This is a genomic window from Legionella cincinnatiensis, from assembly GCF_900452415.1.
GTDB lineage: Bacteria > Pseudomonadota > Gammaproteobacteria > Legionellales > Legionellaceae > Legionella > Legionella cincinnatiensis.
Genome location: NZ_UGNX01000001.1, coordinates 2,754,924 through 2,777,312, shown reverse-complemented (window position 1 = coordinate 2,777,312; position 22,389 = coordinate 2,754,924). Strand labels below are relative to the sequence as shown.

The window sequence follows — 22,389 nt, the reverse complement described above, 5'->3', positions numbered from 1 at the left end:
TATACGAATAAATATTAGATTTTATGTGATTCTAATTAAAAAGCCGAGATGAAGTTAAGTGTAAGTGCGGTGCTTTTTAGGCCGTCCGCTTTCGCGGAAGGCGACGTTCTTTAGAACGTCCCTAATGTTGAAGAAACACTCGTTGAATCTTGTTGAGAAGTATAAAATGATGATATATTGCTCATACAATTTTGGCTCTTATTTCGTGTTTCATTTTAGCCGAATTCAGCGAGCTCTTCTCTAAGACGTTTTTCCTCAAACAAATCCTCTATACGCCTTCTTCTTTCTAATTTGGTGGAGGTAGTTGTTTCGGTGGATAGTGTTGTATCAACATTAAAATCTTCGATTTCCATCTCATTTTCATCAAATTCACGTGGATCCATAGCCATCTCCTTAGCCTTCAACCATGAACAATGTATAAAATACCAGAATTTTGGCTTAGGAAACAGTGGAATTTTTTGAGCATTTATAGGAGAAAGGGAGCGTTTAATTTTCCTTGTCTCAGTGTTTTAATCACTAAAACAAGGCATCCAGTTTTATTTAGGACCTTTAAGAACTCTTTCTACATGTGCTTCTACTTCTTTTTCTTTTTCTGGAGTAAGTATATCTGGTCCAGTTTTGCCTTTATTTTTCGCTGTAGACATATCCGTCTTCAATGCATTTGTGATTTCAGGAGGCGATTTCTTGGAAGGAGTCAGAACATTCTTTCTATCATCAAGAGCTTTACGTTGTTCTTTAGCTTGCTGATGAAGCATACCTAGCTTTGGCCCATCATCTTTGAAAAGTTCTTGAATATTTACTTCTCTACCTTTGCTATCTATTAATATAATCAACTGTGGTTTTTTGGGTTTTCCGTCATCACCAAATTCAACTGGAGGAAATCCAGCATCTAGACATGCTTCATAAGCTTGTTTGAGTCTTAGTTTTTCGGTATAGGGATCATTTGGAAAATCAACAGTCATTTTAATCCCGTTAAATCCGGCAGCTCTAATTGCTTGAGCCAGGGCTAGCATATCTGCTTTTGGTTTTTCCTGATTTACTGGATAGGTTAGATAGTACCCAGGATCAAAAATTCTAGGAGGAAATTCTATAGTCCAAACACCCGGTTTTTTTTGTTCTATTTTTTTCCCTGTTAAGGTATAAAAAAAGTCTAAATCCTTGGGATCGATGGATGAAATTGACATACCATTAGGATCAACATGGGTTTCAACAAAAACATTTCCTTGCGGTTGCTCCTTAAGCTTTTTTATTCTAACTGCTTCTATTGCATCAAGCATTTCCTGGCGTTTTCTGGCATCAGTTTGTCCCCAAGCGTATTTCTCCATTTGTGCAGCAAAGACATATTGTTCCATTTGGGCATTCGCTGCTTTATCTAATAGGGTGACGTTTTCTGCAGCTGCTTTATCAAAAGCATCTAATTGCTTTTTATGAGTGCCTTCGAGTTCTTTGATGAGATTGGCCTTGATGTTATTTATTTCTTGGTCATCATCGATATTTAAAGCCGCTTTCAAATTATCTGTTTGACTTTCTACCGTTTTTTTAAATCTTTCGAGCTCCAATTTTTGTTGTGCTGCAATGGCATTTCTTGCATTAGTTTGAATTCGAGTGAGCTCACCTCGAATATCTTCTGCTGAATAGGGCATAGGGACTTTTTCAACGATGATATCTTTGAATGCAGCTATTGATCTATTATATGATTCTTTAGCTGTGTCATAAAAATCTTCTTTTTTGAATACCTTTTCAAATTCCTCTTTCAATTTCTCTTTTTCTGGTTCCTTTCCACGCAGTAGTTTATCAAAAGTATTTTCTTTATCTTCGCCAATTTGCAGTTTAAAACCTGAAAAATTGCGTGTCCTGTTGGTATCATGATCATTAAAAGCATTAGTCTTAAAATCAAATTCAGATAATCCAATTTTATCACGAAGCTTTTGTAGAAGTTCTTTTTCCGCTTCGGGTGTAAGTTCTCTTAAAATTTTCCGAGAATCGAGAAAGTCAAATGCGCGTTTTCTGAATGTCATAGAGCCTACCTCAAAAGCTTTAGGTTAAGTAAAGTATATCATCTTTTCATTAAGAGAGAATGATTGACTCGGCGCGTATTTGATCATTTTTTATCATTATAGATCAAATTTATCTTTTTCGTATGCTAATTAATCAAGTTCGGGGTGAGGTAACGTTTGAGTCATATTTGGCTCAAACGTTTTTTTATCTTAGTGTTTTGGTAAATTCACGGGGGAATTTTACTACCAGGCAGGAATAGCCGCATCTCCGAATATATTTTTAGCTTTCTCTTTAACTTCTGGAGAATTAAATGCTTTAACAAATAACTCCAATTTTGCTTTTTTGGGTGAATCACTTCGGATCACAATAACATTGGCGTAGGGTGAATCTTTATCTTCACTAAATAAAGAATCTTGAGAAGGACTTAAGCCTGCCGGCAGGGCAAAAGTTGTATTAATTATAGCTGCATCTACATCCGGCAACACTCTGGGCAATTGAGCCGCATCCATTTCTTTAAATTGAAGTTTTTGTGGATTTGTAGCAATATCCTTTAAACCAGTATCATGGCTATTTTTTAGAGTAATTAAATTTGCTTTTTCCAATAATTGCAAAGCACGCATTTCATTACTTGGGTCATTAGGGATTGCAATTACAGCCCCTTCAGGTAACTGCTTTAAGGAAGTGTATTTTTTGGAGTAAATGCCCACAGGATATACAAAAGTTCTTCCTATAGCTTCAAAGAGGTAACCATGGGCCTTAATTGCCGCGTTGAGATATGGTACGTGTTGGTAAACATTGGCATCCAAGCTTCCATCTTGCAATGCTTCATTAGGTAGATTGTAATCATTGAAAGTGATGATTTTTATATTTAAATGGTATTTATTTTTTGCTACTTCTTTTGCCGTTTCAACCAGCGTCGTCTCTGGTCCTGCAATTGTCCCAATAATCAAAGTATTTGGTGGCGAGGGTTTGTGGCAAGCTATAAGACTTAATAATAAAACACAATAAGCTAAAATCCGCATTTAAAACTCCAAAGTTGAGATTATGTATCGTAAGTGTCCATATATGACACCATTAAGTGTTCACCATACGCTCAATGATGTAAAAAACGTTTTGCTAAATAATCTCCGATCATTTGCATTAGTTGTACCATAATAATTAAAATGATGACTGTGGAAATCATAATTCCAGCATCAAAGCGTTGGTATCCATAGTTAATTGCTAAAGTTCCCAAACCTCCTGCCCCAACTGTTCCAGCCATAGCTGAATAATTAACCAAAGTAATGGCAGTGATCGTAATAGCATGAATTAATGCTGGCTTAGCTTCTGGCAATAAAATGTGCAAAATGATTTGCCGCGTATTGGCACCCATTGCATATCCTGTTTCGATTAGTCCTGAAGGTAAGCTGCGATAAACATTATCTACTAGTCTTGCGAAAAAAGGGATTGCTCCAATTGTTAGCGGCACAATCGCGGCATTTATTCCAATTGAAGTACCTACTATAAGGCGCGTAAACGGAATGATTGCTACTAACAAAATTATAAAAGGGATGGAGCGAGCCATATTAATTACAGTGGATAATATTTTGTTTATTCGAGGCATTAGTTTGACATGGCTGGATGAGTATAGCCATGTCCCTAAAGGTAAACCGAATATTACTGCAAATAGGGTACTTAGGGCTACCATATATAGTGTTTCGCCTGTCGCGATTAATAAATCATATGCCATTGGGAAGGACATAGCCTAATACCTCCACAGTTAGTTTGGCTTGCTGACAGCGTTCAATGAATGCTTCTAGTAAAAACTGGTGTGCGGTGAGCTCAACAACTAAAACACCACAAGTTACTGTATCATAACGATCAATATTGGCGAGTAAGATATTAATATCCAGATTTAACTCGCGACTTGTTTGACTAATAAAGGGTACTGTTGCTTCCTCGCCTTGAAAAAATAAACGAAGCAATGGTTTATCCGTGACATAGTCTGCAAGTCTATTAGTAAGGCATTCTGGTAGTTCGGGGCTCAGTTGGGCATAAAGCATACTGCGAGCTAAACTGTCTCTTTTATTAAATACATTGGCAAGAGAGGTTGTTTCAGCTAATTCACCATCCACCATAACCGCTAATCGTTTGCAGATACGTTTAACCACATCCATTTCATGAGTAATAAGCACCATAGTAATGCCATAAAGAGCATTAATTTTTTTTAATAATGTTAAAATAGAATCTGTTGTTTCTGGATCTAATGCTGAGGTTGCTTCGTCACAGAGTAAGATTTTAGGGGAGCAGCTTAAAGCACGAGCAATTGCTACTCTTTGTTTTTGCCCACCACTAAGTTGTGCTGGATATGCCAGTTTCTTCTCAGAGAGCTCCACTATAGGCAGTAACTCTTCAATTTTTCTCCGGATAAACTCCTCATCCAATCCCTGAATACGCATAGGAAGGGCAATATTATCATAGACATTTTTAGAGCTAAGTAAATTAAAGTGCTGAAAAATCATGGCCATTTTGTGGCGAGCTAAAGCTAAATCTTTTCGGGATAGGCTTGTTAAGTATTGACCATCAATCACGACATCACCTTGATCAGGACGTTCTAGTAGATTGATACATCTTAATAAAGTAGATTTTCCAGCACCACTTTTACCAATGATCCCAAAAATTTCCCCTTCTTGGATAAATAAATCAATGTCACGCAGGACAGCTTTTCCAGAAAAGGATTTGGATAATCCAATTAATTCAATCATAATTATAGCCTGGGCTTATGCGTGCGGACGTAAGTAATAGATCATCTCCTTGAACGATGCATTTGGCACATCTCGTTTGAAAATAACGCTTAGGAAGTCTCTCATACTATGTTGTATGTTATGTTTCCTTAGCATCATGTTCGTGAAATCTGCATTCAAATCCGATCGTTTACGTAAACATGAACTTTAGGAGTTTGAGCTATTACGGACATAGGACTTAGAGGAATGGAAATCATATCCGCTTTAGCCGTATTTTCAAAAAAAGTCTTTTTTTGAGCGCCCGCAAGCTGAATTTCAAATCGACGCTAGTGCAATATTATACACATATTGTTTATATAAACAAAGTGATACTTTTAAATTTAGCATAATTTGTTATCGCTCCTTTATAAATATCGAGGGTTATTGCTGTAATTCTTCACGATTTTTAAAATAATCCAGGGATTGTGGGTTTGCTAGAGATTGCAAATTATTTACCGGTAAACCATGAACTACTTGCCTAACTGCTACTTCCACAATTTTGCCACTAATCGTCCGTGGAATATCCGCAACTTGCAGAATTTTCGCCGGTACGTGTCTTGGAGAGGCATTCTGTCGAATAGTTAAACGTATCTTGTTGATGATTTCTTCAGTAAGTTTTATATCATCACGTAATTTGACAAACAAAATGATACGGACGTCATCCTGCCAATCTTGGCCAATTACAATGCTATCAACTACTTCATCAATTTTTTCTACTTGTCTATAAATTTCAGCAGTACCAATGCGTACTCCTCCCGGATTTAATACTGCATCGGATCGACCATAGATAATCAATCCATGATGTTTTGTGATTTCAGCAAAATCACCATGAGCCCAAACACCAGAAAAACGCTCAAAATAAGCATGTTTATATGCTTCTCTTTCAGGATCATTCCAAAAGCCTACAGGCATGGAGGGGAAAGGGGCAGTACAAACTAATTCTCCTCGTTCTCCTCGAATGGACTCACCTTGTTCATCAAAAACATCTACTGCCATACCTAAACCAAGGCATTGTAGCTCACCTCTGTAGATTGGAAGCATTGGATTACCTAATGCAAAACACGAAATAATGTCTGTGCCCCCTGATATAGAGCATAGTTGTACCTCATTTTTGATTTGGCTATAAACGTAATCGTAATTTTTAGGTAATAGTGGGGAGCCTGTAGAAAGAATACACCGTAAGTGAGTTAAATTATATTCATCTTTAGGAACCACCCCGGCTTTTTCAACAGCAGAAATGAATTTTGCACTAGTCCCAAAGACTGTTACTTGTTCTTCTTCAATTAATTGAAATAAACGACCATTTTCAGGATAAGTTGGAGAACCCTCATATAAAGTGAGCGTTGCTCCTAATGCTAAAGCAGAAACAGTCCAATTCCACATCATCCAGCCACAAGTAGTATAAAAGCATAGGTTATCAGTGGCATGTAGATCAGTATGTAATCCTAATTCTTTAAGATGTTGGAGTAAGGTACCTCCAGCACCGTGCACAATACATTTGGGTTTTCCTGTAGTTCCTGAGGAAAACATAATGTAAACGGGGTGGTCAAAAGGTAATGAAACAAATTCACACTGGTTTGTTGGACGGAGAAAATTATTCCATAATTGTGCTTTAGGAAGTAAAGAAATATCTACAGGTTCGTTGATATTTGGACAAACTACAATTTGTATGAGCGAGGCTATGGCATCATTAAGGTGTTTGATTTTTTCTACGCCACTGTGCTTTTTTCCCTGATATTGGTGGCCATCACATATGAATAAAACTTTGGGTGTTATTTGCCCTAGCCGATCAATTGCAGCTTGAGCACCGAAGTCAGGTGAGCATGAAGACCAGATTGCTCCTAATGAGGTTGTGGCTAACATTGCAATTATGGTGTAAGAAGTATTGGGCATTAAAGCCGCTACCCGATCACCTACCGTGACTCCAATCGCTTTTAGGCCCGCAGCACATTGAGCAACCTGTATATACAGTTGCTCATAACTGATTGTTTGCCTGTGATTATCTTCATTAAGACTAACTAATGCGACATGTTGGTCTCTACGCGATAAAAGTTTTTCTGCAAAATTAAATTGGGCGCCTGTAAACCAGCGTGCTTCGATCATATCCTTATAATAGTTAAGAATTTGGTGAGGGGGTTTATCAAATTTTAAATGAAAAAATTCGCAAAGTGTTTGCCAAAATGAATCGGGATGTTTGATAGACCAAGTATGCATGTCCTGATAATTTTCAAAGACTTGACAGTGCTTTTGAGCAGCAAATTCCATAAATTGCCACATTCTACTTTTTTGAGGGTTTTGAGGTTTCCATACAATATCACTCATAATTATTTCTCTCTGTAATATTACTGAATTCCCATTTGAGGAAATTCTTTTTAGTTGCAGGGAGTAGGAAGCATGGCATTTGCAACTTTTGATTGATTCTTACGCCCCAAAATTTTACAAATCATGTCCCCAGCCGCAACAATTTTAAAAATATCTATGCCTGTTTCTATTCCTAAACCGTGCATTAAATATAGAACGTCTTCAGTAGCAACATTTCCACTCGCTCCTAGAGCGTAAGGACATCCTCCAAGACCAGCTACTGAACTATCAAAACGATGCACCCCATGTTGTAGCGATGCATAGATATTCGCTATAGCTTGGCCATATGTGTCATGAAAATGCATTGCTAATTGATTTAGAGGTAATAGTTTAAGCACTTGATCTAATACTAGACGTGTTTGACGAGGTGTTCCAACCCCTATAGTATCGCCTAATGATATTTCATCTACCCCTAAGTCTAATAGTTTTTGGGTTACAAGCGCTACTTGTTCAGGTGGAATGCTTCCTTGATAAGGACAACCAAGGACACAAGAAATATAACCCCGAACCCTAATGTGATTTTCTTTAGCCAGGGCAAGAACTGGTTTAAAACGAGCGATGCTCTCATCAATAGAACAATTAATATTTCTTTGATTAAACTGTTCACTTGCTGCTGTAAACACAGCGATTTCTCGAACCCCAGCTTCTAAAGCCTTAAGCATGCCATGCTCATTAGGCACTAAAGCTGAATAATGGATAGAAGGTACTTTATCTATAGCGCGAAAGACTTCATCATGATCCGCAAGTTGAGGTATTGCTTTTGCAGAAACAAAACTAGTTACTTCAATATAGTGTAAGCCAGATTGACTGAGTAAATTAATTAATTCAATTTTGTGTTTGCTAAACACAAAAGCAGCTTCATTTTGTAAGCCATCACGGGGACCTACTTCTATAATAGTTATCTGTTGCGGATAGTCCATAATTATCTCTTTCTTTATATCTCAGGTTAAGAGTCAGTTTCACTTAATGTCAGTAATTCTTCTCCTTCATTAACCTGAGCTCCTACAGAATAAAAAACTTCCATTAAAATACCATCATTAGGAGCATGAATAGTATGTTCCATTTTCATTGCTTCAAGAACAATTAAACGTTCTCCAGCTTTAACCCGTTCTCCAATATTTTTTAAAATTGCTACAACAGTTGCTGGCATTGGCGCAGTGAGTTGCCCTTTATGAGTTGGTGTTTGTGTACCTAATGTACTCCAATTAAACCGTTCAACAGTTATTGAGCCTTGAGTGGAATATAGGGTCAGTGATTGATTTTTATTTTCTACTGTAGCTTGATAATTTTGATTTTCTGTTTCAATACGAAGTTGATTTCCTATCAAATTGGCATGAATTAAAAGTTCTTTTTGATTGAATTGCACTTTGAAGTCATTTTTATTGATTGCCATAATTAATGTTTCAATCGATGTTTCTTTATGTTGATAACGCCAAATCCAATGACTTGACACTTGCGATTGCCAAGCAAAAGCATCTTCAAGTAACGGGTCTTGGATCGAATTGACCATAGTTAGGTAATCAAAACTTATGGTCATAAGCAAAGCTATTTCATAATCAGGTGTTGCAATTTTAATATCTTCTTTGCTTAAAAAATCAGTACTTAACTTTACATCTTTGAAGTTAGCGTGATGGCAAATAGCTTGTAAAAATGGAATATTTGTTTTTACTCCACCTATAAAGTAATGAGATAGTGCTTGTTCTATTCTCGATAATGCTTCATCACGATTAGTACCCCAAGCAATAAGTTTGGCAATCATTGGGTCATAGTACATGGTAATTTGGGATGAACACTGTATTCCTGTATCAATACGAATGCCATCTCCTGATGGTTCTTGCAAAAAATTAATTTGACCAATCGATGGAATAAAATCTTGATGAGGATCTTCAGCATAAATACGACATTCTATGGCATGGCCAGAGGATTGAATTTTATCTTGTGTTAATGGCAAAGGCTCATTAGCGGCAATTTTTAACTGCCATGCCACTAAATCAAGCCCAGTAATTTGTTCGGTGACTGGATGCTCTACTTGTAAGCGAGTATTCATTTCCATAAAATAGAATTGTTCTTCTCCATCTACCAAAAATTCAACGGTACCTGCGCCTCTGTAGTTAATAGAACGAGCTACTTCACAAGCTGCCTCAGCAAGTTTTTCTCGTAAAGAAGCAGATAAATTAGGGGCTGGTGCTTCTTCAATAATTTTTTGATGTCGGCGTTGAATGGAGCAATCGCGCTCAAATAAATGAACCACATTACCGTGATTGTCGGCCATTATTTGTAATTCGACATGGCGAGGATGCAGTACTAGTTTTTCTATAATCATAGTGTCATCAGCAAAGCTGGCCATAGATTCTCGTTTAGCTCCAGCTAAGGCCATACTGAATTCTGATTCATGATAAACAGTACGCATCCCTTTGCCTCCGCCACCATTGGCAGCTTTGATTAAAACAGGAAATCCTATTTTTTGGGCTTGTGCAAGTAATTTTTCTTCTGCTTGCTCGCTACCGTGATAGCCTGGAGTTAGAGGAACTCTCGTTTTTTCTAACAATTGTTTTGCTAATTGCTTAGAAGCCATAGCCTCCATTGCTTCGATTGAAGGACCAATAAAAATAATATTGGCTTCCTCGCAAGCTCTAGCAAACTCCGGGTTTTCAGAGAGAAAGCCATAACCAGGATGTATGGCTTGCACACCACAATTTTTAGCAATATGGATAATATTAGCAATATTTAGGTAACTGTCTTTAGCAGGGGCTTCGCCAACAAAGTAGGCGCTGTCAGCGCTGCGTACATGTAAACTTTCTTTATCAGCCGAGGAATAGATAGCTACGGTGTGTATACCCATGGATCGTGCGGTTTTAATAATTCTGCACGCTATTTCACCACGATTGGCAATAAGAATTTTATTAAACATGAGAGCCTCTTTAATTGTTACTCCAATTAGGTGTTTCTTTTTTTAAAAATGCATTAAGACCTTGTTGTCCTTCAATTGATACTCTTTTTTGTGCAATTAAGGAAGCAGTGTAACGGACTAATTCTTCATCGATTTTTTTATTGGCTACATAAGTTGCCAGTTGTTTTGATATTCGTACTGCTTCGGGTGCATTGTTACAGATTTGTTGGGCATAATTCAGGGTGAACTCTAATAAATTTTCCTCAGGAACACAGTGCTGTACCAAATTTAACGATAATGCTTTGGCTGCATCAAAAATTTCTGCGCTCATGAATAGGGTTTTGGCATTACGTTCGCCTATAGCTTGTACCACATAGGGGCTAATCACTGCTGGTACTAAACCTAATTTTACTTCTGAAAAACAAAATCGTGCTGATTGAGATGCTAGAGTAAGATCACAAGCTGCAGCAAGCCCTGCACCGCCACCAAAAGCAGAACCATGCACCATAGCTATAGTAGGTTTGGGGCTTTTATTTAAAGTGTACATGAGATTACCAAGCACCATCGCATCTTTTAAATTTTCTTCCTCATTAAAACGAGCCATGTTTTGCATCCAGGCCAAATCAGCGCCAGCAGAAAAATGTTTTCCATTGGCCTTAAGCACAATGGCACGAACATTAGAATCAGCTATTGCTGAGTTGAGTTGCTCTTGTATTTCAATTAAAAGATGATTATCAAAAGCATTATGCTTACTTACTCGATTAAGAGTAAGTAGGCATAAGTGTCCATGGATTTCAGATAACAAGTCGCTCAAGAGTGCTCCTTTTTTACATGCGAAAGACGCCAAAATGGGTTGAAGCTATAGGTGTATTTAGTGCCGCCGATAAACCCAAGCCTAATATTTTTCGTGTATCTTGCGGCGCAATAACCCCGTCATCCCATAAGCGGGCACTAGCATAGAACGGATGTCCCTGGGTTTCATATTGCGCGCGTAATTGAGCTTTAAAATTCTCTTCTTCCATCTCGGACCATGTTGCTCCTTGCTTGGTGAGTTTATCTCGGTTGACCTGAGCCAGAACATTGGCTGCTTGCTCGCCGCCCATTACTGAAATTCGAGAGTTTGGCCAAGACCACAGGAATCGTGGGTTATAAGCTCGCCCACACATGGCATAATTTCCAGCACCAAAGCTCCCTCCTACGATTACGGTAAACTTAGGTATATTGGCGTTGGCTACTGCTGTTACCATTTTAGCACCATGTTTGGCGATGCCTGAGGCTTCATATTTTGAACCTACCATAAAGCCAGTAATATTTTGTAGGAACACCAGTGGAATTTTACGTTGACAACAAAGCTCTATAAAGTGAGCTCCTTTTAGAGCACTTTCACTAAAGAGAATGCCATTATTGGCGATAATACCTATGGGATAACCATATAAATGCGCAAAACCACAGACTAAAGTGGTACCAAAAAGCGCTTTAAATTCATCGAACTCTGAACCATCAACAATACGGGCGATCACTTCACGTATATCAAAGGGCTTTCTTGGATCTACAGGAACTATGCCATTAAGCTCTATGCTGTCATAAAGTGGTTCTCTAGTTTCAATTCGTTTTAGTTGCTGAGGTTTTTTGCGGTTTAAATTACTGATAGAAACTCGTGCTAGGTGAAGTGCATGAGCATCATTTTCAGCATAGTGATCGGCTACTCCAGAATGTCTACAATGGATTTCAGCACCGCCTAACTCTTCAGCACTAATGATTTCACCTGTTGCTGCTTTAACAAGAGGAGGACCTCCAAGAAAAATCGTGGCTTGGTTTTTAACCATGATTGATTCGTCTGCCATAGCTGGAACATATGCTCCCCCAGCAGTACAAGAACCCATAACCACCGCAATTTGCGGAATGTTTTGGGCGGACATTTGTGCTTGATTAAAGAAAATGCGCCCAAAATGATCTCTATCGGGAAATACCTCATCCTGGTGGGGTAAATAAGCACCGCCTGAGTCGACTAAATAAATACAGGGTAAATGATTCATCAGTGCAATTTCTTGGGCTCTTAAGTGTTTTTTGACGGTTAAAGGATAGTAGGTTCCTCCTTTTACCGTGGCATCATTTACAACGATCACACATTCAATGCCGCAAACCCAACCGATACCAGTAATGATTCCTGCAGCAGGAATTGCATCGTTATAGACTTGAAAGGCTGCAAGCTGAGAGAGTTCAAGAAAAGGACTACCTGGATCTAATAATTGCTGTAGTCGTTCTCTTGGTAATAATTTGCCATGCTTCAGATGGCGAGCACGCGCTTTTTCTTCACCACCTAAGGCAATACGTTGAAGTTGATTTTTTAATTCATCAACTAAAGCGAGCATTGTTGCTTGATTTGCCTTAAATTCTTGGCTACTGGTATTGATTTGACTGATTAATTTTGTCATCCCTTAATCCTTATCGAACCAAAATGTCACTTAAGACAATGATGATCCAAATAATCCAGGTAATTGCAATAAAGTGGGGCATATCCCCGCCTTTAAAAATTCTATATGCAAGAGCTGGAACAGAAGTAATCGCTACTGGTAATAGGACAAGAACAAGTATTTTACGAACCACAAGTCCCCAGCCAGTTTGGCTGAAAATGGGTGTGAGTTTTAAATTGATATAGGTAAAAAATAGATCGATATAAACAATGACTAGATGAGCATATTTTGCGAATATTACTACTAAAATACTCAGTAATAAATAAATAAGACTGTGTCGTAGCATGAATGTCCTTTTTATGGTACAGCTTTTCTCCACATGCCATAAGAAGAGTCAAAGTGATCGTCACCTATCAAAGAAATATCTCATTACCTTCCTGAGAGGCAAGATTTAAAACCTTGTTATTCTCGAGAAGGCTTGCTAACTCGGCAGAAATGTTGAGCTAGTGATAGCAACCCTGAGCCTCTTCTTAAGAGAAAGAAACTGTTTATTTTAAATTAATTCAATAGCCATAGCAGTCGCTTCGCCACCGCCAATACATAATGCAGCAACGCCGCGTTTTTTCCCTTGATGTTTTAAGGCATGTATTAAGGTTACTAAAATACGTGCACCTGAAGCACCAATAGGATGGCCTAAGGCACAAGCGCCGCCATGAATGTTAACGTGTTCTGGATTTAATTCAAGCTCTTTTATAGCAGCCATAGTGACTACGGCAAATGCTTCATTGATTTCATAAAGATCTACGTCATTTTGTTTCCATGAAGCTTTATTCATGACTTTGCGAATAGCATCAACAGGCGCAGTGGTAAACCATTCTGGTGCTTGTGCGTTGCTTGCATGAGCAACAATGCGGGCTATAGGTCTTATACCTCGTTTTTCTGCTTCTCCAGCACTCATTAGGATCACACTTGCTGCACCATCAGAGATGGAGCTTGAATTAGCAGCGGTAACAGTTCCATCTGCTTTAAAAGCAGGTTTTAACTGAGCGATTTTAGCAAGTTTGGTTGCATCAGGGCCTTCATCAACGTTTACAGTAACATCCCCTTTACGTGAATTTATCGTTACGGGAGCAATTTCATCTTTGAATGCTCCATTTTCTATAGCTTTAAGTGCTCGGTTCATGGAACGAGTAGCGAATTCATCCTGTTGCTCTCTACTGAAATGAAAATGGCTGGCTGTAGCTTCTGCGAAAACACCCATTAATTTGCCTCTATCGTAGGCATCTTCCAATCCATCGAGGAACATATGATCTTTTAACTCACCATGTCCAAGGCGGTATCCGGAACGTGCTTTACTCAGAAGATAGGGGGCATTACTCATACTTTCCATACCACTAGCAAGAATAATATGTGCCGTTCCTGCGCGAATTAAATCATGAGCCAACATAATGGCTTTCATTCCAGAACCACACATTTTATTGACCGTAGTGGCTCCTGCAGTATTAGGTATTCCTGCCTTAATTGCTGCTTGTCGGGCTGGGGCTTGACCAATTCCTGCTTGTAACACACAGCCACTAATTACTTCATCTATGTCTGCAGGGCTAATTCCAGCTTGAGATAAGGCTGCTTGATGTGCGATTGCGCCTAATTCTGGAGCTGAAAGTGTTGATAGATTTCCTAGCATTGCGCCCATAGGAGTTCTTTTTGCTGCAACGATTACTATGTCATTCTGTTCCATTTTCACTCTTCCTTATACTGTTTCTTTAAAAAGTTCTCGTCCAATAAGCATTCTTCTAATTTCGGAAGTACCAGCTCCTATTTCGTATAATTTTGCATCACGCAGCAAACGACCTGTGGGATATTCATTAATGTATCCATTTCCACCAAGAATTTGAATCGCTTGCAATGCCATTTGTGTTGCTCTTTCTGCGGTATATAAAATGACACTTGCGGCATCTTTACGACTCACCATAGCTTGATCACATGCTTTAGCAATAGCATATAAATAAGCTCTTGATGCATTTAAGTCAGTATACATATCGGCTAATTTACCTTGGATGAATTGAAACTCGCCTATAGGCTGTTCAAACTGTTTGCGCTCATGAACATAAGGCAAAACAACATCCATACATGCTTGCATGATACCTACTGGTCCTGCTGCAAGAATGGTGCGTTCATAATCGAGACCACTCATTAATACTTTAACACCTTGATTTACTTCACCTAAAACATGTTCTTCGGGCACTTCACACTGGTCAAAAACAAGCTCACACGTATTTGAACCTCGCATTCCCAGTTTGTCTAGTTTTTGAGCTGTTTTAAAGCCAGACATTCCTTTTTCGATCAAAAAGGCGGTGATTCCTTTACTTGCTGCGTGTTTGTCTGTTTTGGCATAAACTACTAAGACATCTGCGTCAGGCCCATTCGTGATCCACATTTTTGTGCCGTTGAGAATGTATTTGTTGCCTACTGGATGAGCATGTAATTGCATGCTGACTACATCTGATCCTGAATTGGATTCACTCATAGCCAAAGCACCAATGTATTCCCCACTTATAAGTTTAGGCAAATATTTTTGTTTTTGAGAGTGATTTCCATTTAAATAAATTTGATTGACGCATAAATTCGAATGAGCACCATAACTTAAGCCCACAGAAGCAGAGGCACGAGAAATTTCTTCCATGGCAATTACATGGGCGAGATACCCCATATTGGCGCCACCATATTCTTCGCTAACTGTAATTCCTAACAAACCCATGTCACCTAATTTTTTCCATAAGTGATGAGGAAAGGTGTTTGTTTCATCAATTTGAGCAGCAAGTGGTGCAATTTCAGCACGAGCAAATTGATAGACGCTCTCGCGTAACATATTATAAGTGTCACCAAGTTGATAGTTCGGTCCTGTATACATGATAGATGACTTCCCGTGATTTTTAACAAATTTGTTAGACTATACCCAATCGAATTGAAGTTGCAAATAAAATTTCTATACCAAGGAAAAGATTTCATTATTTAGCGTAATAGTATGGACTCTTAATATAATTTGGAGAATCTCCTTTACCTGGTTTAAAAAATCGCCTAATCTTAAGCCGAAAGAAAACTACGTATTCCTTTCAATATAAGTTGTGGAGAGGTTGTCATTCGCGCGCCGGTTGGTATCCATTATTTTAGATGTTCTAGCGTCGTATCGAAGTGAGACCTCGTCTATGAAAGAATGACTATTGCTCGGTTAGTAGCAATATGTAGCGTTTAGCTTTAAGAGTTCAGGTTTATCTATTTAGGAGAGTCGTTCATGCGCAAGTTAGTACTCTGGGGGCATAGTGTTGATGAGTATCGCGAGATGTTTGATTTGTCTCAAGAGGATATGAATTCCCGAATTTTAGAATATGGGTGTGGTCCAAGCGCCGTAAACGCACAACAATTTCAGGAGGCACATCAAGCGGTAAGCTGTGATCCCTTGTTTGTTTTGGATAAAGACACTTTATCTTCCAAAGCAGTGATGATTTTTGCTCAAATGGCGGAGGAAGTGCGTAAAGAGCAAGAGCAATTTGATTTTAGCCGTAATGGTAGTTTAGAGCAGTTGCTTGAATATCGACAAAAAGGAATGAAATCATTCTTTGCCGATTATGAAAAAGGTAAGGCTGAAGGGCGCTATTGGGGAGCTGCTGATTATCATTTACCTTATTCTGATTTTTCTTTTGACTTTGCATTAAGTGCTCATTATTTATTTGCAGATTTAGAAGATCAAACCGTTGATTTTCATTTAAATGTAATTCGTGAATTAGCAAGAGTCGCTAAAGAAGTTAGAATTTTTCCTTTGAATGATATGGAAGGAAAGAGCTCTGAGCTTTTAGGTCCAGTATTACTGCAGCTGCAAAAAAGTGGTTATGGTGTAGAAATTAGAGAAGTGGATTACCATTTGCACAAATCAGAAAATGCAATGCTTCGAGTTTGGGCTCAGAAATGTGATATTTAATTAACGGGAATTCGGCGTAAAAGGCACTTTTACGTCGCTAAATGAACGTTATCCCATAAAATGCATAGCATTTATATGGGATCGATTTTAATAAAATCAGTTTTATATTAAATAATAACGGTTATTTTTATATAGAACTCTCATTAATTAATGAGCCTGGGCGAAGCGAAGCGTAACTCAGGGTTTTGCTCACACCGAATTTCCGGATTACGCGTCGCCTCATCTAGGCTACAGGATTCTCTATGTATTCAATTTTACGTCCTTTACTTTTTAGTATGGATGCCGAAAAAGCCCATACTTTAAGTTTGTCTGCTTTACACTACCTACCTAGATTTTGTTTTAAGCAAGCAAAGCCCCAACCTGTGCACGCTTTAGGAATTCAGTTTCCTCATATTGTTGGTTTAGCTGCAGGATTGGATAAGAATGGCGAGCATTTAGATGCATTGGCTAAGCTTGGTTTTGCATTTATTGAACTAGGAACGGTCACGCCAAAACCACAAATAGGTAATCCTAAACCTCGTTTATTTCGTTTACCAGAAACTCAATCCATTATTAATCGTATGGGTTTTAACAATCAAGGTGTTGATGCTTTAGTGACTCATGTAAAAAAGGCACGGTATAAAGGAGTATTAGGTATTAATATTGGCAAGAATAAAGATACATCACTGGAGCGTGCTGCAGATGATTACATTTATTGCCTTAAGAAAGTTTATGAACATGCTTCCTATGTAACGATTAACATTTCTTCGCCCAACACTCCAGATTTACGCCAATTACAACAAAAAGAGTATTTTGCCCATTTATTGTCAAAAATTCAGGCTGAGCAGATTAAATTATCTGATAAGTTTCAACGTCGTGTTCCTTTAGTTGTTAAAATCTCACCAGACGAGCAGGTAGAAACACTGAAACAAATGACAGAAGTCATTTTGAATTTAGGTATCGAAGGAATTATTGCGACAAATACAACCTGTTCACGTAAAGGAGTAGAGCATTTACCTCTCGCAGAAGAGTCAGGAGGATTAAGTGGTAAACCTCTTTGGGAATTATCAACTCAGTGTTTGCGTTTGCTGAAACAATATGTCGGTAATGAGGTGACTTTGATTGGGGTAGGGGGTATTGATAGTTGTGATAGTGCTCGATCAAAATTGAACGCCGGGGCTTCATTAATACAAATATATAGCGGTTTGATTTATCAGGGACCAAAATTAGTCTATGAATTAGCACACGGATTATCTTAAAAAGGATGGACAATTTCCTGTTTTCACTAAGGTTACAGGGGGCGTGATTAATGAAATGTATTACTAAAAATCTGGCCGCACAAATGGAGTCTTGCATCAAGCAAACTCACATTGAGGTCACTAAGCAGTATCCAGAAGGAAAAGTATTGGCAATTAATGGAGGTGCTGCTTGTTTTTCTGGCTTTGATTCTTATTTATCACAAGTAGTTGGATGGGGCTTTAATACTCAAGTAAAACAATTTAAAACTGAAATTGAATGCATTGAGCATTTTTATAGAAGCCTAAATCATCCACGGGTAGATATTGAGTTATGTCCTTTTGTAGGAAATGAGCTTGCTATTTTTTTAAGTCACCGTGGCTATTGTATCAATGAATTAAATAATGTGTCCGTCTTTAATTTAAAAACATATCAACCCATTGATTTTAATAAAAATTCATTGGTGATAAGAGAGATAAAGCCCGATGAAATCCAGGAATGGGCCAGCCGAGTAGCACTAGGTTTTGCGGCTCCTGAAGCTAAAGATCAATTTATTCATTATGCTCAATCTAAAGGAGTCAGCATTTTTGCGGCTTATGATAATGAGGAAATTATAGCAGGAGCTACAATTGCCATGCATGATGATTTTTGTGATTTAGGAGTGACGAGTACGTTACCTGAATATCGAGGTAGAGGGGTGCAAAAAAGATTATTGCTTGCTCGTTTAAACTTTGCCAAACAACATCATTTATCTTGGGCCACAGTCACTACTGAACCAGGAAGTATTTCGGATATGAATGTGCAAAAAATCGGCTTTTGTTGCGCTTACACACGCATTAAGATGACCTTAGAATAAACCTAACGTTAGCACTTCGATGTAATAACAGTTACAATAATGCATTTGGCCGGTTGACCACTTAATTCATGAAAAAGAAACTCACAGTTAAAACCAGTATCCTCTACAAACGTTTGCTCACTTATATAAAACCGTTTTGGCCAATACTGGCATTAGGTGTTTTCGCTAATATGTTATACTCCCTGATTGATGCTGGGTTTACTTACATGATGCGTCCCTTTTTTGACAAGAGTTTTATTAATGTCGATATGGATTTTATTAAGAAAATCCCTTATATCGTTTTGATAGGAATTACTTTAAGAGGACTAGTTAGCTCTTTGGGTAGTTATTGTATGACCTGGGTTGCTCGATCTGTGGTTAAGGTATTAAGAGAAAAAGTGTTTAATCATATTCTTCGCTTACCTGCTGATTTTTATGATCAAGCAACTTCAGGACAAATGCTCTCCAAAATTCTTTATGATGTAGAGCAAGTTGCTCAAGTAAGTGCAGATGCTCTAACAGATATTGTCCAAAATATTTGTTTAATTGTGGGATTTCTTACAGTAATGTTTGTGATTTGCTGGCAATTATCACTCATGTTTCTCTTAACTATTCCGTTTGTGGGCTTTATTGTGAATGTCACAAACAAACGAGTAAGACGAATCAGCCATAAAGTACAAAAAACAATGGGCGAAGTTACCGAGATTGCTAGTGAAGCTATTGAAGGCTACAAAGTGGTGCGTATTTTTGGTGGTATTGCTTATGAATCAGAAAAATTTAGTAGGGCGATAGAACATTCACGCCAAAATGATATGAAGGTGGCTGCAAGTAAGGCACTTAATGTCTCAGGAGTACAAATTGTCATTGCTATAGGGATTGCTGCAATTATTGCAGCAGCAATTCAATTATCTACTGTGGTTGTTGTTTCAGCAGGTTCTTTTTTGGCAATTATTGCTGCGATGATACAATTAATAAAACCCATGAAAACATTAACAACACTCAATGCGGTGATCCAAAAAGGTTTGGCGGGTGCCGAAAGTGTTTTCAATATGCTTGATGTGTCTATTGAGCAAGAACAAGGCATTATTTTGCCACAGCGAGTGCGTGGTGAGTTGGTGTTTCAGCAAGTATCTTATGCTTACAGACAAGGTGAGAATGTATTGCATGATGTGAGCTTTACCGTGGAAGCAGGAAAAACAGTGGCTTTAGTGGGCCATTCTGGGAGTGGTAAGACAACTATAGCCAGTTTAATTCCTCGTTTTTATGAAAGTAATGAAGGTGTCATTACTTTAGATAACATTCCTATCAATCAAATTAGTTTGTCGAGCTTACGAGAGCAAATGGCTTTAGTGAGTCAAAATGTGACTTTGTTTAATGATACCTTAGCCAATAATATCGCTTATGGTCGTTCAGATATAAGCCGCGACCAAATTATGCACGCGGCTAAACTTGCTTTTGCCGATGAGTTCATTAGTCGATTGCCCGAAGGTTATGAGACTCGCGTTGGTGAGAACGGTGTATTGCTTTCTGGTGGTCAGCGACAACGAATCGCGATTGCACGCGCCATTTTGAAAAATGCGCCCATTTTAATTCTCGATGAAGCAACATCAGCTTTGGATAGTGAGTCTGAACGATACATACAAATTGCTTTGGAAGAGGTTATGAAAAATCGAACTACCATTGTTATTGCTCATCGTTTATCAACAATAAAGCATGCAGATAAAATCATTGTGATGCAATATGGGCGTATTGTGGAGCAAGGCACGCATCAGGAATTACTTGATAGGCAAGGGCATTATGCTCAGCTTCAGGGAATGCAACGCATAGGTATTATTCAAGAGGAAGTTATAGCTTGATGCTTTCTTTTTTAGACAAGTTATGGTACGGAGCACATCCATTACAATGGCTATTACGCCCATTGTCTTGGGGTTATCAAATTGCGGTTTCATTGAGACGCTATTTTTTGCAGCGTTTTTACCAAATCACTTGTCCCGTCCCTCTTATTATTGTCGGTAATATTACTGTTGGCGGGGTAGGCAAGACTCCTTTAGTGATTGAGTTAGCTCAAAAAATGCAACAAAAAGGATTAAGGGTGGGTATTGTGAGTCGTGGTTATGGCGCGACAATAAAACAATTTCCTTATGAAGTCCAATGCCATGATTCTGCTTTAAAAGTCGGGGATGAGCCTTTATTATTGGCGCAAAGAACCAAATGCCCTGTAGTGATTGCACCAAAACGAACGCAAGCAGTAAGCTATCTCTTGAAAAAATACCAAAGCGAAATCATTATTAGTGATGATGGATTGCAGCATTATTGTATGGGAAGGGCTATTGAAATTGCTGTTATTGATGGAACACGCGGCTTAGGAAACGGTTTTTGCTTGCCTGCTGGGCCGTTAAGAGAGCCGGCATCCCGCTTAAAGCAAGTTGATTTTATTGTGGTGAATGAAGGAAGCATGGAAAATGCATATTCTATGATCCTAAAACCTGGGAAAATTAAAAAATTAAATACTGATGAAGAGATTGCTCCCGAAACGCTACATGGAACTTGGGAGGCAATTGCTGCAATTGGTAATCCTCAACGTTTTTATTCCACTTTGCAGCAATTAGGGATAGAATTCAATACCTGTTCTTATCCTGATCATTATCAGTTTAAGCCGGAAGATTTGAATTATATTGAATCACTTATTATTATGACGGAAAAAGATGCAGTAAAATGTCGATCATTTAGTTCAGACAGAATGCATTATTTACCGGTAGATGCTGTATTGGATGATGCATTTTGGAACGCATTGTGGTTACATCAACAGTTAAAAGGTTATTGCTGATTATGTTTGCTTGGATTCGCTGTTTTCTATTTTTAATCGTATTCCACACAAGTACTGGGTTGTTTGCGACTGAAACTGAAAAAATGCCGCAACCACAACAACAATCTATTGTTCCAATGACCGGAAGTTGGACTTTTTCCGGAATGGTAAAGAATGAAAGTGGCGATAAATACGGTTATTTTTTTGAAATGCAGCGACAGGGTGTCGACTTTTATGCTAAAGCTGCTTTAATTGATGGCCAAACAAATGAGCTTGTATTTTTTTATGAAGGTAAAGAAAAAATAGAGCAATCAACATCCTTGGATTGGCATGTAGGTGATTCATTTATACGTTACAATCCTATCAATGATAGTTGGATTTTTGGAGTGAAGGAAACAGATAAAAAAGGCTTTAATTTCAAAGTGGATATGTTAAAGCAAGCAAATCAGGATAATGAAATTTTAGCTTTACGTCCTGGAATTCAATTGCAAGCAGTGCAAACAAGTCAACTTAATGGACATTTACGTATTGATGATAAAGAGCAATTTGTTACAGGGAATAAAGCGTGGTTCGGTAAATTAGTGTTAAGCGATGATCAAAAGGATTCCCATAAAATAAGCACAGCATTTTGCAATTTAAATGATGATAACGGTTTTTATTCAGCAAATCTGCAAGAAAAAGATGCGACTAGTGCCGCTGTGGCTGGTTGGCTTGATCCTTTGGGTAATAAAGTAAAAATGTCACAATTCATTTCCATAAAACCCTTAGATAATGATCTATGTATGGTTAAAATTCGCTATCCTAAGCTTCATTTAAAATTAATGAATACATTGAAAGATAAAAATCAATTAAATTCTGTTGCAGGTTTTTCTAAAGAAAGCAAAGGTGCTTTTTGTGTTGTTATGCAACAATTATTCAGTCAAAATAAAGTATTAGAGCTAGATACTTTAGAAGTTAAGCTAAATGCATAGTTTTTGTGGAGATCTCTCAGTTCAAGAGGATGCTAACGCATATCTTTATTGAAGACGCGCATCCCAAACAAAGCGCGGACTCTCCTTAGTCTGTAGCCTGGATTACGGCTTTGCCTAATCCAAGGCTCCTTAAGTTGATGCTATTACGCTTATGTGTGGCA

Annotated in this window: 19 protein-coding genes; 6 read left to right on the top strand and 13 right to left on the bottom strand. The window is 38.2% G+C overall.

Going from position 1 to position 22,389, the window contains the following annotated elements; translation table 11 throughout:
• Positions 1-215 precede the first annotated feature (215 nt).
• The 13 genes from DYH34_RS18090 to DYH34_RS12355 all read right to left on the bottom strand — a co-directional run bounded on the left by DYH34_RS18090 (position 216) and on the right by DYH34_RS12355 (position 15,336).
• Entirely contained in the window at positions 216-383 is a 168-nt protein-coding gene (locus DYH34_RS18090; RefSeq protein WP_165481787.1) for a PA3496 family putative envelope integrity protein, read from the bottom strand.
• Between the two features lie 153 nt (positions 384-536).
• Positions 537-2,018, bottom strand: coding sequence for a hypothetical protein (locus tag DYH34_RS12410; RefSeq protein ID WP_058464734.1), 1,482 nt, complete (start codon positions 2,016-2,018; stop codon positions 537-539).
• 222 nt (positions 2,019-2,240) lie between these two features.
• Positions 2,241-3,020 carry a MetQ/NlpA family ABC transporter substrate-binding protein gene (locus tag DYH34_RS12405; protein WP_058464733.1) on the bottom strand — a complete coding sequence of 260 codons (780 nt, stop codon included), beginning with the start codon at positions 3,018-3,020 and terminating at the stop codon, positions 2,241-2,243.
• A 71-nt stretch (positions 3,021-3,091) separates the two neighbouring features.
• Entirely contained in the window at positions 3,092-3,739 is a 648-nt protein-coding gene (locus DYH34_RS12400; RefSeq protein ID WP_058464732.1) for a methionine ABC transporter permease, read from the bottom strand.
• Entirely contained in the window at positions 3,717-4,742 is a 1,026-nt protein-coding gene (locus tag DYH34_RS12395) for a methionine ABC transporter ATP-binding protein (protein ID WP_058464731.1), read from the bottom strand. Before DYH34_RS12395 ends, DYH34_RS12400 begins: the two co-directional genes overlap by 23 nt.
• A 399-nt stretch (positions 4,743-5,141) precedes the next feature.
• Positions 5,142-7,082 (bottom strand): acetoacetate--CoA ligase, encoded by a 1,941-nt coding sequence (locus DYH34_RS12390; protein ID WP_058464730.1) that lies wholly within the window; start codon positions 7,080-7,082, stop codon positions 5,142-5,144.
• 50 nt (positions 7,083-7,132) lie between these two features.
• Positions 7,133-8,041, bottom strand: a complete 909-nt coding sequence (locus DYH34_RS12385; protein WP_058464729.1) for a hydroxymethylglutaryl-CoA lyase — start codon at positions 8,039-8,041, stop codon at positions 7,133-7,135.
• A 26-nt stretch (positions 8,042-8,067) separates the two neighbouring features.
• Positions 8,068-10,032: an acetyl/propionyl/methylcrotonyl-CoA carboxylase subunit alpha gene (locus DYH34_RS12380; protein ID WP_058464728.1), complete on the bottom strand. Its 1,965-nt coding sequence runs from the start codon at positions 10,030-10,032 to the stop codon at positions 8,068-8,070.
• 10 nt (positions 10,033-10,042) lie between these two features.
• A complete protein-coding gene (locus DYH34_RS12375; RefSeq protein ID WP_058464727.1) occupies positions 10,043-10,825 on the bottom strand; it encodes an enoyl-CoA hydratase-related protein in 783 nt (260 codons plus the stop codon).
• 13 nt (positions 10,826-10,838) lie between these two features.
• Positions 10,839-12,446 carry a carboxyl transferase domain-containing protein gene (locus tag DYH34_RS12370; protein ID WP_058464726.1) on the bottom strand — a complete coding sequence of 536 codons (1,608 nt, stop codon included), beginning with the start codon at positions 12,444-12,446 and terminating at the stop codon, positions 10,839-10,841.
• A gap of 10 nt (positions 12,447-12,456) precedes the next feature.
• Positions 12,457-12,771 carry a hypothetical protein gene (locus DYH34_RS12365; RefSeq protein WP_058464725.1) on the bottom strand — a complete coding sequence of 105 codons (315 nt, stop codon included), beginning with the start codon at positions 12,769-12,771 and terminating at the stop codon, positions 12,457-12,459.
• A gap of 207 nt (positions 12,772-12,978) precedes the next feature.
• Positions 12,979-14,163, bottom strand: coding sequence for a thiolase family protein (locus DYH34_RS12360; protein ID WP_058464724.1), 1,185 nt, complete (start codon positions 14,161-14,163; stop codon positions 12,979-12,981).
• A gap of 12 nt (positions 14,164-14,175) precedes the next feature.
• The gene (locus tag DYH34_RS12355) at positions 14,176-15,336 is read right to left on the bottom strand and encodes an isovaleryl-CoA dehydrogenase (RefSeq protein ID WP_058464723.1); all 1,161 of its coding nucleotides are present in this window, start codon (positions 15,334-15,336) and stop codon (positions 14,176-14,178) included.
• 381 nt (positions 15,337-15,717) lie between these two features.
• Between DYH34_RS12355 and DYH34_RS12350 the strand changes: the two genes are divergently transcribed.
• The 6 genes from DYH34_RS12350 to DYH34_RS12325 all read left to right on the top strand — a co-directional run bounded on the left by DYH34_RS12350 (position 15,718) and on the right by DYH34_RS12325 (position 22,228).
• Positions 15,718-16,401, top strand: a complete 684-nt coding sequence (locus DYH34_RS12350) for a hypothetical protein (RefSeq protein ID WP_058464722.1) — start codon at positions 15,718-15,720, stop codon at positions 16,399-16,401.
• Between the two features lie 242 nt (positions 16,402-16,643).
• A complete protein-coding gene (locus DYH34_RS12345) occupies positions 16,644-17,639 on the top strand; it encodes a quinone-dependent dihydroorotate dehydrogenase (RefSeq protein WP_058464721.1) in 996 nt (331 codons plus the stop codon).
• A 50-nt stretch (positions 17,640-17,689) separates the two neighbouring features.
• Positions 17,690-18,472: a GNAT family N-acetyltransferase gene (locus DYH34_RS12340; protein WP_058464720.1), complete on the top strand. Its 783-nt coding sequence runs from the start codon at positions 17,690-17,692 to the stop codon at positions 18,470-18,472.
• A 68-nt stretch (positions 18,473-18,540) separates the two neighbouring features.
• Entirely contained in the window at positions 18,541-20,307 is a 1,767-nt protein-coding gene (gene msbA / locus DYH34_RS12335; RefSeq protein WP_058464719.1) for a lipid A export permease/ATP-binding protein MsbA, read from the top strand.
• Positions 20,307-21,278 carry a tetraacyldisaccharide 4'-kinase gene (gene lpxK, locus DYH34_RS12330; protein ID WP_058464718.1) on the top strand — a complete coding sequence of 324 codons (972 nt, stop codon included), beginning with the start codon at positions 20,307-20,309 and terminating at the stop codon, positions 21,276-21,278. The genes msbA and lpxK overlap by 1 nt, the downstream gene beginning before the upstream one ends.
• 2 nt (positions 21,279-21,280) lie before the next feature.
• Positions 21,281-22,228, top strand: a complete 948-nt coding sequence (locus tag DYH34_RS12325) for a hypothetical protein (protein ID WP_058464717.1) — start codon at positions 21,281-21,283, stop codon at positions 22,226-22,228.
• Positions 22,229-22,389 lie beyond the last annotated feature (161 nt).

What these genes read in the sequence shown, in the direction of transcription:
- DYH34_RS12365 (WP_058464725.1), bottom strand. Translation starts at nt 12,771, where the DNA reads ATGCTACGACACAGTCTTATTTATTTATTACTGAGTATTTTAGTAGTA.
- DYH34_RS18090 (WP_165481787.1), bottom strand. Translation starts at nt 383, where the DNA reads ATGGATCCACGTGAATTTGATGAAAATGAGATGGAAATCGAAGATTTT.
- DYH34_RS12380 (WP_058464728.1), bottom strand. Translation starts at nt 10,032, where the DNA reads ATGTTTAATAAAATTCTTATTGCCAATCGTGGTGAAATAGCGTGCAGA.
- DYH34_RS12405 (WP_058464733.1), bottom strand. Translation starts at nt 3,020, where the DNA reads ATGCGGATTTTAGCTTATTGTGTTTTATTATTAAGTCTTATAGCTTGC.
- DYH34_RS12350 (WP_058464722.1), top strand. Translation starts at nt 15,718, where the DNA reads ATGCGCAAGTTAGTACTCTGGGGGCATAGTGTTGATGAGTATCGCGAG.
- lpxK (WP_058464718.1), top strand. Translation starts at nt 20,307, where the DNA reads ATGCTTTCTTTTTTAGACAAGTTATGGTACGGAGCACATCCATTACAA.
- msbA (WP_058464719.1), top strand. Translation starts at nt 18,541, where the DNA reads ATGAAAAAGAAACTCACAGTTAAAACCAGTATCCTCTACAAACGTTTG.
- DYH34_RS12395 (WP_058464731.1), bottom strand. Translation starts at nt 4,742, where the DNA reads ATGATTGAATTAATTGGATTATCCAAATCCTTTTCTGGAAAAGCTGTC.
- DYH34_RS12400 (WP_058464732.1), bottom strand. Translation starts at nt 3,739, where the DNA reads ATGTCCTTCCCAATGGCATATGATTTATTAATCGCGACAGGCGAAACA.
- DYH34_RS12325 (WP_058464717.1), top strand. Translation starts at nt 21,281, where the DNA reads ATGTTTGCTTGGATTCGCTGTTTTCTATTTTTAATCGTATTCCACACA.
- DYH34_RS12360 (WP_058464724.1), bottom strand. Translation starts at nt 14,163, where the DNA reads ATGGAACAGAATGACATAGTAATCGTTGCAGCAAAAAGAACTCCTATG.
- DYH34_RS12345 (WP_058464721.1), top strand. Translation starts at nt 16,644, where the DNA reads ATGTATTCAATTTTACGTCCTTTACTTTTTAGTATGGATGCCGAAAAA.
- DYH34_RS12385 (WP_058464729.1), bottom strand. Translation starts at nt 8,041, where the DNA reads ATGGACTATCCGCAACAGATAACTATTATAGAAGTAGGTCCCCGTGAT.
- DYH34_RS12340 (WP_058464720.1), top strand. Translation starts at nt 17,690, where the DNA reads ATGAAATGTATTACTAAAAATCTGGCCGCACAAATGGAGTCTTGCATC.
- DYH34_RS12390 (WP_058464730.1), bottom strand. Translation starts at nt 7,082, where the DNA reads ATGAGTGATATTGTATGGAAACCTCAAAACCCTCAAAAAAGTAGAATG.
- DYH34_RS12410 (WP_058464734.1), bottom strand. Translation starts at nt 2,018, where the DNA reads ATGACATTCAGAAAACGCGCATTTGACTTTCTCGATTCTCGGAAAATT.
- DYH34_RS12355 (WP_058464723.1), bottom strand. Translation starts at nt 15,336, where the DNA reads ATGTATACAGGACCGAACTATCAACTTGGTGACACTTATAATATGTTA.
- DYH34_RS12370 (WP_058464726.1), bottom strand. Translation starts at nt 12,446, where the DNA reads ATGACAAAATTAATCAGTCAAATCAATACCAGTAGCCAAGAATTTAAG.